15 protein-coding genes are annotated in these 15,847 nt (G+C 51.6%); 8 read left to right on the forward strand and 7 right to left on the reverse strand.

The annotated features are described in order from the left end of the window. Positions 1 to 18 precede the first annotated feature (18 nt). Positions 19 to 1,167, reverse strand: coding sequence for a Gfo/Idh/MocA family oxidoreductase (locus HJG54_RS21880; protein WP_316431392.1), 1,149 nt, complete (start codon positions 1,165 to 1,167; stop codon positions 19 to 21). A gap of 147 nt (positions 1,168 to 1,314) precedes the next feature. After that, entirely contained in the window at positions 1,315 to 3,159 is a 1,845-nt protein-coding gene (locus HJG54_RS21885) for a ShlB/FhaC/HecB family hemolysin secretion/activation protein (RefSeq protein WP_316431393.1), read from the reverse strand. A 222-nt stretch (positions 3,160 to 3,381) separates the two neighbouring features. On the opposite strand from HJG54_RS21885, the gene HJG54_RS21890 reads away from it, so the two are divergent. Further along, positions 3,382 to 3,576 carry a hypothetical protein gene (locus tag HJG54_RS21890; protein ID WP_316431394.1) on the forward strand — a complete coding sequence of 65 codons (195 nt, stop codon included), beginning with the start codon at positions 3,382 to 3,384 and terminating at the stop codon, positions 3,574 to 3,576. Between the two features lie 29 nt (positions 3,577 to 3,605). Here the strand turns inward: HJG54_RS21890 and HJG54_RS21895 are convergent, their stop codons facing one another. Beyond that, complete coding sequence (locus HJG54_RS21895; RefSeq protein ID WP_316431395.1) at positions 3,606 to 3,806, reverse strand: hypothetical protein; 201 nt, start codon at positions 3,804 to 3,806, stop codon at positions 3,606 to 3,608. A 648-nt stretch (positions 3,807 to 4,454) separates the two neighbouring features. On the opposite strand from HJG54_RS21895, the gene HJG54_RS21900 reads away from it, so the two are divergent. Genes HJG54_RS21900 through HJG54_RS21910 form a run of 3 tightly spaced genes read left to right on the forward strand, consistent with a single transcriptional unit; the run spans position 4,455 to position 5,396 of the window. Further along, positions 4,455 to 4,589 carry a hypothetical protein gene (locus HJG54_RS21900; protein WP_316431396.1) on the forward strand — a complete coding sequence of 45 codons (135 nt, stop codon included), beginning with the start codon at positions 4,455 to 4,457 and terminating at the stop codon, positions 4,587 to 4,589. Then, complete coding sequence (locus tag HJG54_RS21905) at positions 4,586 to 4,810, forward strand: hypothetical protein (RefSeq protein ID WP_316431397.1); 225 nt, start codon at positions 4,586 to 4,588, stop codon at positions 4,808 to 4,810. Before HJG54_RS21900 ends, HJG54_RS21905 begins: the two co-directional genes overlap by 4 nt. Before the next feature lie 22 nt (positions 4,811 to 4,832). Then, positions 4,833 to 5,396, forward strand: a complete 564-nt coding sequence (locus tag HJG54_RS21910) for a Uma2 family endonuclease (protein WP_316431398.1) — start codon at positions 4,833 to 4,835, stop codon at positions 5,394 to 5,396. A gap of 36 nt (positions 5,397 to 5,432) precedes the next feature. Here the strand turns inward: HJG54_RS21910 and HJG54_RS21915 are convergent, their stop codons facing one another. Beyond that, on the reverse strand, positions 5,433 to 6,692 hold the full coding sequence (locus HJG54_RS21915) for a methylglyoxal synthase (RefSeq protein ID WP_316431399.1): 1,260 nt from the start codon (positions 6,690 to 6,692) through the stop codon (positions 5,433 to 5,435). A gap of 268 nt (positions 6,693 to 6,960) precedes the next feature. Here HJG54_RS21915 and HJG54_RS21920 point away from each other — a divergent pair, with 268 nt between their 5' ends. The 4 genes from HJG54_RS21920 to HJG54_RS21935 all read left to right on the forward strand — a co-directional run bounded on the left by HJG54_RS21920 (position 6,961) and on the right by HJG54_RS21935 (position 10,858). Continuing rightward, on the forward strand, positions 6,961 to 8,301 hold the full coding sequence (locus HJG54_RS21920) for an aspartate aminotransferase family protein (protein ID WP_316431400.1): 1,341 nt from the start codon (positions 6,961 to 6,963) through the stop codon (positions 8,299 to 8,301). 246 nt (positions 8,302 to 8,547) lie between these two features. After that, complete coding sequence (locus tag HJG54_RS21925) at positions 8,548 to 9,327, forward strand: photosystem II S4 domain protein (protein WP_316431401.1); 780 nt, start codon at positions 8,548 to 8,550, stop codon at positions 9,325 to 9,327. A gap of 14 nt (positions 9,328 to 9,341) precedes the next feature. Continuing rightward, the gene (gene ybaK, locus HJG54_RS21930) at positions 9,342 to 9,821 is read left to right on the forward strand and encodes a Cys-tRNA(Pro) deacylase (RefSeq protein ID WP_316431402.1); all 480 of its coding nucleotides are present in this window, start codon (positions 9,342 to 9,344) and stop codon (positions 9,819 to 9,821) included. 110 nt (positions 9,822 to 9,931) lie between these two features. After that, entirely contained in the window at positions 9,932 to 10,858 is a 927-nt protein-coding gene (locus HJG54_RS21935; RefSeq protein WP_316431403.1) for a YihY/virulence factor BrkB family protein, read from the forward strand. Between the two features lie 7 nt (positions 10,859 to 10,865). On the opposite strand, the gene HJG54_RS21940 is transcribed toward HJG54_RS21935, so the two are convergent. From HJG54_RS21940 to HJG54_RS21950, 3 genes are all read right to left on the reverse strand, one after another. Then, positions 10,866 to 11,300: a ferritin-like domain-containing protein gene (locus tag HJG54_RS21940; protein ID WP_035998497.1), complete on the reverse strand. Its 435-nt coding sequence runs from the start codon at positions 11,298 to 11,300 to the stop codon at positions 10,866 to 10,868. 216 nt (positions 11,301 to 11,516) lie between these two features. Further along, positions 11,517 to 12,251 (reverse strand): DUF3891 family protein, encoded by a 735-nt coding sequence (locus tag HJG54_RS21945; protein WP_316431404.1) that lies wholly within the window; start codon positions 12,249 to 12,251, stop codon positions 11,517 to 11,519. A 96-nt stretch (positions 12,252 to 12,347) separates the two neighbouring features. Continuing rightward, positions 12,348 to 15,476, reverse strand: a complete 3,129-nt coding sequence (locus HJG54_RS21950) for an MFS transporter (RefSeq protein WP_316431405.1) — start codon at positions 15,474 to 15,476, stop codon at positions 12,348 to 12,350. Positions 15,477 to 15,847 lie beyond the last annotated feature (371 nt).

Here is a 15,847-nt window from a genome sequence, read left to right on the forward strand (position 1 = left end):
TATCGTAGAGCAACCGACCTAGGATTTTCCAGGCTCGTTCGCATGAATTAGCTCTGGCTCTGCCTCAAGCGACGGACGATTGATCATCTGCTGGACAGAAGGACGCTTTGAACGATCTAGGTCGGCCAGACGTACCGGCTGACCCGTTTTGATCGACTCGTACAGCACTTGAATGATCTGCACATCGATCAGGCCTTCTTGACCCGACGGCTCAGGATCTTTGTTTTGCAGAATACAGTCCGAGAAGTAAATGAATTCGGCTGCCAATTGGTCATGACCGGCAAAGGATTGTTCTTCCGTTTCACCTTCAACCGTAATTCGGTGGCTAATCTCGCCCTGCCAAGTATAGGCCGGTTCAACCTGCAAGTCGCCTTGCGTACCAATCACCCGATAGCTCGATGCCTTTGCTGCGCCAAAGCTAACCGTAAACGTGGCTAGTCGGTCCTGAGGAAAGCGCAGGATGGCACTGACCATTTCATCTACTTCTTTGAAGCGCGCTTCGCCGTTATTGGCACTGGTGGCAAACACTTCAATGGGGTCATCCTGAAACAAATAGCGAGAAGCATTGATGCAGTAGATGCCGATATCATCCAGTACACCGCCACCTACTTCTTTACGTAACCGGATATTATCCTCATCCTTTACCTGTTGCGTAAACACCGAATTAAAGATGCGCGGTTCGCCAATTTTACCAGATTTGATTACTTCAATCGCCCGCAGATTTGCTTCCTCTAGGTGCAGACGATAGGCAATCATCAGCTTCACGTTACTATCCCGGCAAACTCGAATCATCGCTTCGCAGTCTTCTGGCGTCACGGCCATTGGTTTTTCGCACAGTACATGGACACCCGCCTTCGCCGCCCGCTCGGTATATTCTCGATGCAGATGATTCGGCAGTGCAATATAAACCGCATCCACTTCATCGCTGTTCAGGCAAGCTTCATAGTCATCATAGGAATAGGTTTTAGCAATCCCATACTGCTGACCCAGTTCCTGTCGTTTCACTTCGTCATCCGAAACCAAGGCCACCAGCTCCGAGTTTTCTGCGTGGGTAAAGGAGGGCAGCGCTGCCGCTTGCGCAAACCATCCTAAGCCAACCACCGCATAGCGGATTTTTTTGGCGTTTGTTGAATTATTTTTGGGTTTAGCTTGAGTAGATGTCGCCATAGTTCCTGTTTGCCTCCTGTCCTCTAGTCACCCCCATAGTAGGCAGGCAGTCCGTTTTGGTCGTCCAACCAATGAGGCAGAATTTTGAGCGAATTGGTCTATCAGAAGAGAGACCACTGCAACACAACCCAGCTTTTTCATTGCGCTCTAAAACGGCGTGTAGATAATCGAAAAGTAAATGCCGTTCTCTTGCCAGGTCCGCTTTTCCCCTTCCACATCCACCAACGGAATGCCCCAATCTAACCGAGCCGAGAAATCGTTGTGCTGCCAGAGCAGACCCACTCCCGCCCCGATTAGCGTGCTGGGATCCAACTCCACATCTGGGTTGTTCCACGCCGTTCCCACATCAATAAACGGCACAATTTGCAAGACGCCTTGAATTTCGGGCACCCGCAAAACCGGCACTCGTACTTCTGTCGAGAAGAGGGCACCATTGTTGGTCAGGATGGCATCTTGCCGATAGCCCCGCACACTCTGAGCGCCGCCAATGCTGAACTGCTCCAGCGACACTAACGGACTGTCGGACAATTGCACATCGGTACGCACCAGCAGCAGCAGATCGGGAGCCAGCAACCGCACCCACTGGCCCTGCCCCCGCCACGCTAAAAAGCGGCTATCTGCTGTTTCATCACTCACCGTTGCCCCTAGCCAATCCACCCCCAGACTAAACTGAGACCGCACAGCAAACACATGCTGACTGCTGCGTTCCGTCCATTCTTGGAAGAAGCGTAATGCCGAAACCTTGGTGCGGCCCTCTTCGTCGGCATCCAGCGATAGGGGAAACCCTTCTCCGTCAATTTGGGTTTGGCTCTCTTGTCGAGACGCGGTGAAACCGAGCGAGAATTCTTCGGTAGGGGTCTGGATCAGGGGCTGGCGTAGGGTGATTTCGTAGTACTGGGAGGGCGCATCAATATTTAGCTGATCAAAGGGTTCCTCGATCACTTCGCTGTTGGCGCGACCGGCGGCAAGTCTCAGGGTGCCGTTGCGCGGATTCAGCGGCAGAGTGTAGCTGGCATTCACCTCGTTGCTGCCGTCGGTGTTGGTGTAGCCGACACTCAGGGCATCGCCTAAGCCCGTCAGGTTGCCTTGATCAAACTGAATCTGTCGCCGAAAGCTGCCGACGCTGGGTGAGCGACCATTATCAGCACTCAGCTGCACATTAAATGAATCGGCTTCTTGCACTTCGACCTGCAACACGCTTGTTCCGGGACGGGTACCGGCCTGCAAATCGGCAGAAATAGTCTGTATCAAGGGATCCAGTTGCAGCAGCTGTAAGCCTTCTAGCAGCCGATTCTGGTTCAAGGGGGTACTGGCGGCCAGCGCCAAGCGACTGCGGACATAGCCTGGATTTAAGCGGCGGGTACCGGTGACGTTGATTTCTTCCAAACTGCCTTCCAGCACCTGAATCGTCACAACGCCGTCTTCAACCGTTTGGGGCGGAATGAAGGCACCGGAGGTGATGTAGCCTTGGTCCACATAGAGCTGAGTTACCGCTGAGCGGGCTTGCAGCAGTTCGGCAAAGCTAATTTCGCGACCGCTAAACGGAGCCGTAGCCTCAGCCAATTCCGCTTCGGTAAATACGGTACTGCCCACCACGTTGAAGCGCTCGACAAATACGGTGGCCGGCACATCGCCCGGCAGGTCTTCGGGCTGGACGGGGGCAGGCGTGGGTAACAGGTCTTCTGGAGCAGGCAATTGGGGCAGTGGCTGTTCGGGCAAAGGCGGTGTGGGGCGAGGTGGCGTGATGCGGGTAGGCTGATTGGCGGGTAGGTCTATTTCGGGTAGCGGTGCAGAGGGCACCAAGGGATTAACCTGCTGAGCAATATCCTGTTCTGGCAATGGCACAGCTAGTGGAACTGAATTCGGTGATGGAGTAATCGGTAGAACCTGGAGCGGGGCTGATGCCGCTAGAGCCTGAAAAGGATCTAACCCAATTGCTGCCAGTTCAAGCACTACGGTTGTTCCAACTCCCCACCATCGCTGCTCTGACACGTGTTTCTCCTCCTCAGACAGGCTGCTTGTTAGAAATATTACTGTACTGGGAGGGGTTAATAGCAGGACTGAGTGAGTTGGGGAAGGTATTGAGGGGGCAGGAGGCAGGAGAGGGGGTTGACGCTGAACGGTCAACGGAGTATTGATTGACTCAAACTCAGCTATAGAAGTCAAGATAAATGCTGACTCCTAAGCTCTCAATTCTGGTTCTGTGAGGGATCTGTGAATTTTTCTGTGTTGCTTCGCTGCCTGACCCGCCCGCAGATGAATCGCTGGCTAATGAAGCAAGCCCGCTATGAGCAGAAATCAGAAATCAGGAGTGGGGAGTGGGGGGTGGGGGGTGGGGAGTGGGGGGTAGGGCTTTCTAGAACGCCAACCGACATTCTGGCTCCTTTGCTCCTGGCTCCTAACTTCTGACTCCTATCTCCTGATTCTTACCTCTCGCTTTAGCGAATCAACACCGTCATATACTTGCCTTGATCAAACGGCGATGGAATCAATGGACTGAATTTGTTGCGATCGGTGACAAACTTGCGGGCACAGAATTCATTGATCTGGTGATTCACGCGGTCTCGGGTACCGATAATCCAGATTTGCACTTTTTCGTCATCATGGATATTCAACAATTCGTTCAATTCAGTAGTCATCGTAATACAGCCTCGCTTTTCAGTTTCGAGAAGAAACAGCTCAAGGCTTGATGCCCTGACTACTCCTGACCATTACGGTCTGCATCAAGCGAGGCCGCGAGATTGTACAATCAACACAGCCTTGCTCTCTGGTAGGTTCAGAGAGTCAGGTGAGCTGGTCCATGAGTGTTGCGAGCACTTTTGGATCAGCGCCCTAGGTTGTCCTTGAGCTAAATTACTGATTCTCTTTAGGGCAAAGAAAAACCAGTACTGGACAGAATAAAACATACGCTCCATAAACACAAGCGTATTGCAGCAGTTGTTAACAGTTGTTGATTTTGGTTTGCAGTAATGGGAGAGAAAACACTGACAATCTCAGGCAAGGATGGAGATGATGTGCCGCTCTACATAGAAAAACAACATAGAAAAACAACTACAGCGTTTTTCACTCATGTGAGGTATGGGGGTGTGGGGGCAGTGCCCCTGCACCCCGTTTTTCGTACTTCACTAGCCTGAAAAAGGTTGTGGAAAAATTGCTTGCTGAGCTAAAAAATTTAAGTGAGGAGGACTGATGAATCGGTGTAGCATGATCACTCAATGGTCTGATGAAGAACAGCTTTTCTTAGTCACAATTCCAGAGTTTGTCGAGCCAGTTGTGATGCCATGTACATGATGCCATGTACATATGGAAAAACCCGCGAAGCAGCCATTCGTAATGGAGAAGAAGTCATGGAAATGTATCTGGCAGCGTGGCAAGCAGAAGGTGAAGCAATTCCCGAACCTAGCACAGTGCAAGTCCCATGAACATTCGCGTTGCTGAATTAGACGATACCGAAACTTTGTTTGAAATTAGAACCAGCGTGATCGAAAATTACCAATCTCGTGAAGAGATTGCTGCGCTGGGCATTACTCCAGAGTCCGTCGCCCAAATGCTGGAAACTGATTGTTGCGCCTGGATTGCTGAAATTGATGAGCAACCAATTGGCTTCTCGATTGCCAATGCCACGGAAAAAATGAAATCATAAAGTAAACTGTTTGCTCAAACCAATGACGGCTTCAACTCAAATTCTCTCACTTGAAGAGTTCCTCAAACTGCCCTCCATAGGGGATTCTCCAGCATGGGAATATGTGGATGGAGTCGCTGTGCAAAAGCCAATGCCCGAGACTCGCCACTCAATCTTACAAAAGCGTCTTCTGAACACAATTGACAATCATACTGATACATATACTGCTCTACCTGAGTCGCGATGTACGTTTGGTGGGCGTTCGATTGTTCCAGATATTGCGGTAATTGCCTGGAATCGAATCCAAATCAATGAACGAGGTGAACCAGAAGATGACTTTACCGCCGCACCAGACTGGACCATTGAAATTCTTTCACCGGATCAGAAAGTCAATCGTGTGATTGACAATATTCTGCATTGTTTAAGCTATGGCAGTAAATTAGGCTGGATGCTCGATCCAGATGATTATTCTGTTTTAATTTTCACCCCCCAACAGGCACCGAAAGTTTATAGAGGAGAGCATTCGCTCAAAGTAATAGAAGACCTTCAGTTGACCCTAACCGCTCAACAAATTTTTGCATGGTTAAAGGTTGGTCAGAGCAAGTAAAACTAGCAGAACTCCGTGACCTATGCTGATCTACTTTCACGGCGCAAACACCGTCAATCCTCCCGGAATGCATTCAATTTCTACTGGTGTAGTGCCAATGACTTCACCATCAACCACAACTTTTTGCGGCGGATTGGTAGTGACCTTGAGGCGACGCGCTCCCATATGCACAACGTTGGGGCTATTCACTGGTTTCATCAAGGCTGCTCCAAGCAGTTGGGTCATTAACCGAATGGCCTCCAGTTTGCTGCTGGCGCTGGCAATCGTCACATCCAGCAGGCCATCGTCAAATACGACTTGGCCAATCCCTTGAGCCAAAACCGAGGTAATCGGAGCCGCATTGGCAATCGTAATCGCTCCAGCTTGGAAGCGTTCGATCTTGCCGTCCATTTCAATTTCGGTGTCAAATAGCTGCTGTTCATCGAGTTGCTGCCAGCCCGCCATCAGGTAGGCCAATGCGCCCCAACGATCTTTGGTTTCCCGGTCGGCTCGTTCTACTACTTCGGCTTCGAGGCCAATTCCCGCCAGTAATACCATCGGCAGGCCGTTACAGTAAGCCGCATCCACATTACGGGTTTTTCCAGCCAAAATCACCTGACAGGCATTGCGAATCGGCGTCAGGGTGGCAGAAATTCCCAGCGCTGCCGCAAAGGCATTGGCTGTACCGCGAGGAATGATGCCTAACGGCGTTTCTGTACCAATCAGAGCACCCGCCACTGCAGAAACCGTGCCATCGCCGCCGGAAGCAATCACCAAATCGGCATGCGCCGCCACCGCCTTTTCCGCCAAATGCTCAGCGCATACTTCCACGCTGGTTTGGTGCACCTCCAGGTGAAAATGGGGTTCCAGCATCCGCTGAATCAGATCCAGTTCCTGTTCCGAATTGCCCTGTCCCGCAACTGGATTAAAGATCAAATGGGCTACCCGCGTGCGAGCCAAGCTGCCAACAATCGCCATAGCGGTTGCCAAATTGGTGGCTAGCGGCACGTTATGCAAATCGCACATCTGGCGCAGTGTCTGAACTGCCGGATCGACAGATGAGGTTGCAGCGTCTACCAAAAAAATTGCCGCCGCTATATTTCCCGCCGCCACCTCTGCCGCAATCTGGACTTCGCCACCCGACGCCTCGGCCAGCAACAGTTCTACTGCTAAATTCGGCACTGTTTGCAAGCGTTCACCTGTAACCTGGGGAGCCAACAGCCGATAGCGCGCAAACACAGGCTGATACTCGCGCACAAGAGCGACGAGGGCATCACGATGGCGATCATGGGCCAGCAGGGCAAGGGTGGCAGTCATAAAGAGATCAAGAAGGGCAAAAAATAGAGGGAAGATATCTAGATATGTCGTCAGACCAACACTAGGCTTCAGTTTCGCACAGTTTCACAAAAGTTGAGATTTATCTAGAAATCTGTCAATCGAAGGGTGATAAGGTCATTATGAAGAAGGTAGCCGGTTTTGACCATCTGACTGGAGTTGGATTTTGTAGAATGGTTGCCGGCAGCCGCTTTGGAACTGGCTGAATTGAAGTTCATTCCAAATCACCAAATCAACCTTCAAACGCGCTATGCAAGAATTGACCCGTCCTGTAACCCAACTGACCCGTGCCGATTTGGAAGCCTTCTGGATGCCGTTCACCGCAAACCGGCAATTCAAAGACAACCCGCGGCTGTTCGTGGCGGCCAAAGACATGCACTACACCACCATCGACGGGCGGCAAGTCCTAGACGGTACAGCCGGGTTATGGTGCGTCAATGCGGGCCACTGTCGGCCCCAAATCGTTGAGGCGATCCATCAACAGGTAGCTACGATGGACTACGCCCCGGCCTTCCAAATGGGACATCCGGGCGCATTTACGCTGGCCACCCGCCTGGCCGAGCTGCTGCCAGGCGATTTAAATCATGTCTTTTTTGCCAATTCTGGCTCCGAGGCAGTCGATTCTGCCCTCAAAATTGCTCTGGCCTACCACCGTGCCAAAGGCGAAGGCACACGGCAACGCTTGATTGGGCGAGAACGGGGCTATCATGGCGTCGGGTTTGGCGGCATTTCCGTGGGCGGCATTGGCCCCAACCGCAAGTTTTTTGGCAGCCTGCTCACCGGTGTGGATCACCTGCCCCACACCCACAATTTGCAGCAAAACGCCTTTAGCCGCAACCAGCCAGAGTGGGGCGCACACTTGGCCGACGAACTAGAGCGCATTGTGGCACTGCATGATGCGTCTAACATTGCAGCTGTGATTGTAGAACCCGTAGCTGGCTCAACCGGCGTGCTAATTCCACCCAAGGGCTACCTAGAGCGACTGCGGGCGATTTGCGACAAGTATGGCATTCTGCTGATTTTTGACGAGGTGATCACCGGCTTTGGGCGGCTGGGCGCGGGTTTCGCGGCAGACTATTTCGGCGTCATTCCCGATATGATTACCGTCGCCAAGGGCATCACCAATGGCACCGTACCGATGGGAGCCGTATTCGTGCGTCAAGACATCTACGATACGTTCATGCATGGTCCAGATAACGCGATTGAATTGTTTCACGGCTACACCTACTCTGGCCATCCGGTGGCCTGTGCAGCCGCCTTAGCCACTTTAGATATTTACCAACAAGAAGGCTTGTTTGACCGCGCTCGCAGCCTAGCCTCCTACTGGGAAGAGGCCGTGCATTCCCTCAAGGGGCTGCCCCATGTAATTGACACCCGCAACTTAGGGTTAATTGCCGGCATCGAGCTAGAATCGATTCCCGGCAAACCAACCGCACGCGCCTTTGAGTGCTTTTTGCGCTGCTACGAGCGGGGTCTGCTAATCCGCACCACTGGCGACATTATTGCCCTTTCACCCCCGCTAATTATCGAGAAGCAGCACATTGACCAGCTCTTTAGTATGTTGGCCGATGTTTTGAAAGGATTACCGTAGGGTGATATTAGGGAGCCAGGAGTCAGAATACAGAAGGTTTCTTGACTCCTGTACTGGCAGGATTATCCGTTGGTAAACCACTGACCGTTATCTCACGGCAAAACCCGCTCCCAACTCCCAACTCCCAACTCCCAACTTCCCATAAAAAGCTTCCCCAGTTGCCTCCAAATCAAACGATACAATGAAACCATTGCCCCGCCTAAGCCAATCAGACTGGAGCGGGGCGGTTGATTAGTTGGAGTGCTCATGCTGCCGCGAGAAGAACTACTGAAATCAGTCGAAAATCGTGATACGGTGGCCCGCATCATTGATCAGGCTGAACAAGCGATCAAAACCTGGGAAGTGGTTTGCACCGATTTCCTGGCTCCGCCTGAGTTAGCCGAAGTGCAGCAAATGTTTGGCCGCCTCACCGAGGTGCAGTTTTTGGCATGGGGCGGCTATCCACAAGCTGAACGACAGCGCCTTGCCATTAGCCGTGCCGAACTGCCGCTGGATCAGACTCAGGTTGAGGTGGCCGCTATGGAGATCGCGGGCAATTTCTTGTTTGACCCAGCCAGCCATCGCGATTTTTTGGGCGCAATTTTGGGCACCGGCATCGTGCGGGAAAAAGTCGGCGATATTATCGTGCTGGGAGAGCGCGGCGCACAGGCGATTGTGGTTCCCGATATGGTGGAGTTTTTGACGCTGAACCTGAAGCAAGTCCGTTCGGTGCCGGTCAAAACTCAGGCCATCGACTGGAGCGAATTAAAGGTGCGAGAACCAAAGAAAAAAGAGCTGACCACGGTAGAAGCCTCGATGCGGCTCGATGCCGTTGCCTCAGCTGGGTTTGGCATGTCTCGCAGCAAAATGGCCGATTTGATCAACGCCGGGGATGTGCGCGTCAACTGGAAGGAAATTACTCAAGCCAGCTATGTCCTGAAACCGGGAGATCTGGTTGCCATTCGTGGCAAAGGTCGCCTAGAGATCGGTGAGGTGGCCGTTACCAAAAAAGACCGCTACCGGGTGCAGTTAACGCGATTAGTCTAGTGGTTTAAGCGGTCATGAAAACGAACGCAGTTCGCATTCTCGATACCTTGGGCATTGCCTATCAGCTTTTAGCCTACGAGGTTGATCCCAATGACCTAGCGGCAGAAAGCATCGCTGAGAAAGTGGGATTGCCGCCAGAACAAGTGTTCAAAACGCTAGTGACGCGAGGAGACCGGACTGGCGTTTGTTTGGCCGTGATTCCAGCAAACTTACATTTGAACCTAAAAGCATTAGCTAAATTAACCGGAAATCGTAAAATCGAACCCGTTGCCCTGAAAGACGTGCAGCCCTTGACCGGATACATTCGCGGCGGCGTCACAGCCTTGGCCTGTAAACGCAACTACCCGGTCTATATAGACGAAACCATTGGGCTGTTTGAGCAGATTGCCGTTTCAGCTGGAATGCGCGGGTTGATGATTCAGCTCACACCTCAGGACTACTTGCAAGCCGTTAATGGCACGGTAGGAGACATTGCTCAGGATAAAGCTGATTGATTGTATTTCCATAATTAGACTGATCCCAATCCTTACCATCCGGTGGATGCGATATATCTAACCTGTAATTCAGAATAGGACCGCAGGACTAGGCAGGATGAAGCAGGGCTATGGGGTTGAAAACGCGGTTGAAAACCATCGTCGGTTTACTGAAAGAGACGTTTCAAGAATGGCAGACCGATAGAGTGTCATTGTGGGCAGCGGCCTTGGCCTATTACACGATGTTCTCATTGGCTCCGCTGCTGCTGATTGCGATTGCAGTGGCCGGCAGTATTTTTGGGGAGGAGGCCGCTCAAGGCGAACTAGTGACCCAGATCCAAGGGCTAATTGGCCGGGAGGGAGCCGAGGCGATTCAGGCCATGATCCAGAATACACAGCGAACCGAATCGGGTGGTGTAATTGCTACGCTAGTCGGCGTTGGTACTCTGCTGTTTGGTGCATCTGGCGTATTTGGTCAACTGCAAGATGCTCTCAACACCATTTGGAATGTCAAACCAAAGCCAGGATTAGGCTGGAAAAGCTTTGTTAGATCCAGGTTCTTATCCTTCGCGATGGTGTTGGTAATTGGATTCCTGCTGCTAGTTTCTTTAATTCTCTCAGCTGTTCTAGCTGGCATTAGCACCTTTTTTACTAATCACCTACAGGATTTCGCAGCACTAGCTCGTTTAATTAACTTTGCAATTTCATTTGGAATTATCACGCTCCTATTTGCCTCAATCTACAAATTTCTACCAGACGTGCGTTTGCCCTGGAAAGATCTGTGGGTTGGTGCTGCTGTGACCGCACTGCTGTTCAATATTGGCAAGTACCTGATTGGCCTCTATCTGGGCAGTAGCGGCGTTACTTCTACCTACGGAGCTGCGGGTTCCATTGTGATCATCCTGCTGTGGGTCTTCTATTCTGCCCAAATCCTGTTGATTGGAGCCGAGTTTACCCAGGTCTATGCCAGGCGGCGCGGCAGCGGCCTCCGACCCAGTAAACACGCGGTGCGGGTGAAAACTGTAGAAGAAGAGGTACCGCCCAGGGAGGAGGATTGAGCGGTTCTCAACTAAAATCCCGCAGCATTTTCTTGATTTCTAGGTTATGCATTTCCTCCTGCCCAATCATGGAACGAGCGAACTCCTCTAGATAAATGCTGGCGTCCGTTACTACATCTAGCAGCTTCTTGTACAAGTCTAGGGCGCGCTTCTCGTGGTTAAGGCTTTCCTGCAAAATGTCCTGCACCGAGTGGCGATGAGATTCTTCGATTGGGGCAATCCGCAGTGAAGGATGGCCCTCCAACCCGGTGAGGATTTCGCCGACCTGCTGAGCGTGCAGCAACGACTCGGTCGCTTGGGTTTTAAAGAAATCGACGATTGGAATCCGATTGGGTCCTGTGACCATCAGCGAATAGTGGGTATAGCGCACCACTCCCGCCAGTTCAAACTCCATAATCGTATTCAGCAGTTCGGTGGTTTTCTTGATATCTAAATCTTTCATCGCTGGGTGGGTGATCAGGCTCTAAACTACTAACTAACCAGACAGCTCTTCAGCTTATCACCTGATGCTAGCAAACCGTTGGAAGAATGCAATTTCTTTGGATTTCGCATCCACAAAAATCCGCTGTCAACCCTATTCTTTAACCACACTGAGTCGCAGCTGAGGGATAGTTTGAACTAGTGGAGGAGCGAGACCTTCAAATCGCTCCCGCGTGTCCTACTGCTTCACAAACGTCCATTCCAAAACCTTGATCGGCGCTTTCTGCAGCGCTTCCACCAAGGCATCATTGCTGTCATACTTCAGTTCCGAGAGCTGACAGGCTTCTACATTGACGGTAAATTCCTTCTCCCCAAACGGCCAAGGCTCAACTGTGAGTTTTCCATCTGCCAGTTGCCGGACATCATACCGCTGCCCATCGATGCCGCTGGTGATTTCCAAGGCTCGCCCCCCTTCCGGCACCATCCGCTTTGCCAGAATCAACGATAGCTGATCGCACCACAGCATAAATTGATAGGCTCGTTCGGCGCTTTCCGCATCAATGTCTAACTCACGGCAATACTTCTGCTGAAGTTTGAGTTGCTGCTCCAGAAATTCATCCCATTCTTTAGAAGCACCCCGCTGGCTCTGGTTCAAAAAGTAGAGATGCTTGGAGGTGAGAAACGTGACCCAGCGACCTCGATAGCGAGCACTTTCAATTTGTTTTCTTAACTTATCAAGGGAACCATCTTCTACATTTTCCAGCGTGAAATCTAGCGGTGCACCTACTTCAGTTAGATGGTTGCCCTGCCACTCTCGCTCTAAGTCATCATGGTGCGAAATCGCTGCAATGGTTTCATACAGCCGCTCTGGAGCATCAGATCGACGCCAGTGACCAGCAAGCTGCGCTGCTAGCAAGGCATGGGCACGATGATAAATCACTTCCCAGCCGTTTTCGACTAAATTCACGATCATGTAACACTTATTCCTTGAATAATTGAGTCAAATTAATGTTTAATTCCCCCACAGAACAGACGTAGGGGGGAATTAACCTTACACCGGGCAATCGCTTTAACTCGATGCCAATGTTCCTCCTAGAGCTGCTGCCGCAGCCGACACTAAAGCTGTTGCAAACAGCCACCACGCCGCTACTGCTGCCGCCTTACGGGTTTCTTCGAGCTGATGTTGCGCCTGTTGTTTGACAGCCTCTAGCCGACGTTGTGCTTCTAGCTGAATCCGCTCAGCTCGCTGTAGCACACCCGTCCGGGCTGCCTCGATCTGATCGATGATACGGTTAGCGTCGGCTTCGGAAATATCCTCCCGCGAACTCAGCAACGCCACTAGCGTACCTCGGTCAACCTGACTCAATCGAGAACGAAGGGCCTCAAACCCAGCCTGCGGATCTTCAAATAACTGTCCGATATCGTGCTTGATACCGTCGTAGTTCAGTTCTGGACGCTCTAACGAATTGAGGTAGTTGCGAATGCGGGCAAAAATGCCATCGATCACAGCCTGAATTCGTGCCTGTACCTGCTTCACCTGCGCCAGCATCTGATCCCGCACCGACTCAATATTCGAGACAATCCGCTCGGCTTCTTCGGGCGTCATGTCCTGCCGCTGAGATAGCAGGGCAATCAACGTCGAACGATCCATGCGAGACAACCGCTCACCTAGACTCTGCACACCCAGCTTCGGCGACTCGACCAGCAATCGCAGATCGCGCTTGATGCCTTCTGGATTCAGCTCTGCCTTGTTGGTTTTGCGCAGATACTCTTCCAGACCGGCTTCAAAATCAACTACCCGCTGTTGAGTCCGCAACGCTAACCGACGAGGCGAGCGAATGATTTGCTGAATCGATCCTAAAATCTGATCAATGGTGCGGTTGACCTGCTCTTCACTTAGATCGGGTCGTTGACTCAGCAAGCGCACCAACGTTTCTCGATCGATTCTAGATAGTCTCCGCCGCAGAGCTAGCGCACCTTCTTGCGGATTTTCAAATAGTCGCTTCAGATCGCGCTGAATTCCATCCGGATCGAGTTCCTCTAGGTTGGTACGACGTAGATAGTCTGCCAAGGTAGACAACGTTTGATCGTATTGGTCTTTTACCGTCTGCACTACCGTACTCGGGGCATGCACCACGCTATACCAAGTCGATTCCACCTGATCGAGAATTTGATTGATCTCAGTCTCACTCAAGTCTTGTCGTTGATTCAGCAATTGCACCAGTGTATCGCGGTCAAACTGGGCCGCCCGATAGCGTAACGCGGTCATTCCTGTGGCTGGATCGCTAGCCAGAAGCTGCAAATCTCGTTTGATTCCCTCTGGGTTCAGTTCCGATTTGCCGGTGTTGCGCAGATAGGACTCTAGCTGTTGCTGAAATTCGCTGTAGCGTTGCTTGGCTTGATCCCGGAGTGACTGCGATTCAAACAGTACCTGTTCGCGAGTGCGGTCTAACGCATCCAGAATGGCGTTCCGCTCTGAAATAGTTAAGTCCTGACGCTTCAGCAAAATTTGCTCCAGCCCAGTACGGTTGTAGCTCGCCAAACGCTGTTGCAGAATTTCGGGTTCTGCATCCGCATCTTCAATAATGGCTCTAAATGCCGGCAAGGTATCGGGCGAGACCAACTGTTCTTTCGGCGTCACGGTCAGATAAATATCGATGCGCTGCTGCAGGTCTACCGCAATTTCGCGCTCTCGTGCCGCTTGGGCAGTTGACAGAACCTCCCGCCGCACGGCTTCCAACTGGTCAGCAATTTCCTGAATCCGCGACTGGGTAAACACTCCCCGCGAAGTCAACAATTCTACAAACCGACGACGATTTAACCGCGAAACAGCCTCAATTACCGCATTAGGATCGGCAGATGGGTCATACAAAGTATTGCGGAAGTCTCTGTTGATCGAATCCCGATCCATTTCCCAGGAGTAGGTATTCAGCAGATACTGCTCCACATCCGTTTCAATCGGGCTATAGCTCGTCTGGTCACTACCGACCTGCCCCACCAACGACTGGGTTTGGTCCGTAACCTGAGCCGCAGTTGATTGCAGCCGCTTCAAAATGCGCCCCAGATCCATATCGTTGAGATCAGTACGGCCCACCAATAGGCCAATCGCAGTGTTTAGACCAGATTGCAATGTTTGTTGGATCGGGCCAGTCTGAGCTGCATCGGCGGAACTGGTCTGTTGCTGCCGTTCTGCCAACAGCCGATCTACCTTCGCATTAAGCTCTTCTAACCGCAGTTGCCCTGACTGAGTAGAACGCAGATATTCGACCAATTCGGCAGTGCTATCCGAGGTTTTGCGCTGGCCCAAGCTTTGCTGCCAAGCTGCTTCCAGCAGATCGGCCAGTCGATTCACTTCTTGCTTTGATAAATCCGTCCGTTGGCTGATCAGATTGAGAAAGGTCTGCCGATCGATATGGCGCAATTCCCCTTCTTCCGCTAGTCGGGTCACTTCTGGATCATTGAGTAAACTAGTCAACTCGCCCTGAATCCGATTTAGATCTAAACCGGGGCGGCGCAAATTCCGGACATAGGTTTCGATTGAATCTCGAATAGTCTCCGAATCGACACCCGCCCCTAACTCGTTCCGCACCGCTGCTGCTACGGCTTCTGCCGTCGAAACTGCCTGACGTTTGGCAGCCTGTCCACCTAGTGCTGCGGTAGCCGTACCCAATACCGCCTGAAAGCCAGAGGTGGCCGCTTGCACCACTGAGCCAATCAGCGAGCCAACCGTGGTAGAGCTAACCCAAACCAACAGCGAAAAGTAGGCGGCCCAAATCACCAAACCAACAATTGCTCCTAGGTTGGCGCTAGATAACAGACTCAGCTGCACCGCCAAATAACAAGCAAAAAACAGAGCGATGCTAACGCTAATCAGAGTCCAGATGCCGACGCCAAAGCTGATTTTGCGAATTGTGGCCCCCACGCCACTATCGTCGCTGCTAGTGTCTCGACTGCTATCCGAAGAGGATCGGCCTCCTAAGAAGGAGATACCCGCAGCAACAGAAAGATTCGTCAGCAATAGCTGGATCGCGAATGCCAACAAAATTCCTGAAACCAGGGCAATGAAAAATTGCGGTCCTGAAAACAGAACCGACGCAGCTTCAGGTGTACCGATGGCAGGGCCGGGTGCTCCTATTCCAGGAGTCGTGACCTGTGCTAGTCGTGCTCCCCATCTCTCTACACCTAGTGACACTAACATGCTTAAGTTCATATCCTCTCCTATGCGCCAACAATTCGCTCCAACAGAAATCGCCGTAATCAGCAACAAGCGCACCTCTGTAAAACCTGATATGTCTTTAGTCTAAAATTCGCTTGAATCATTGGCTTTAGCATCTTTCTCAAGAGAGAAACCCTCTGATTTTGCTCGAACTGATAAAACTTCAAACACTGCTAGCTATAGACACAAAGCAGCTCTATGGAGAGATACCATCAAATTGCAGATCTGACAGTTCGGCAATTCTGCCATCCGAGAGAGGTTGAGTTGCAGCAATCTGCCTACATTACAGAGCAATAGCAACCAGACTGGCTGAGCAATTTTGGTCAGTTCATTGATGACTGATGTTAGACATA

The sequence above is a fragment of the Leptolyngbya sp. NK1-12 genome (assembly GCF_032598965.1).
Classification (GTDB): Bacteria; Cyanobacteriota; Cyanobacteriia; order Elainellales; family Elainellaceae; genus Elainella.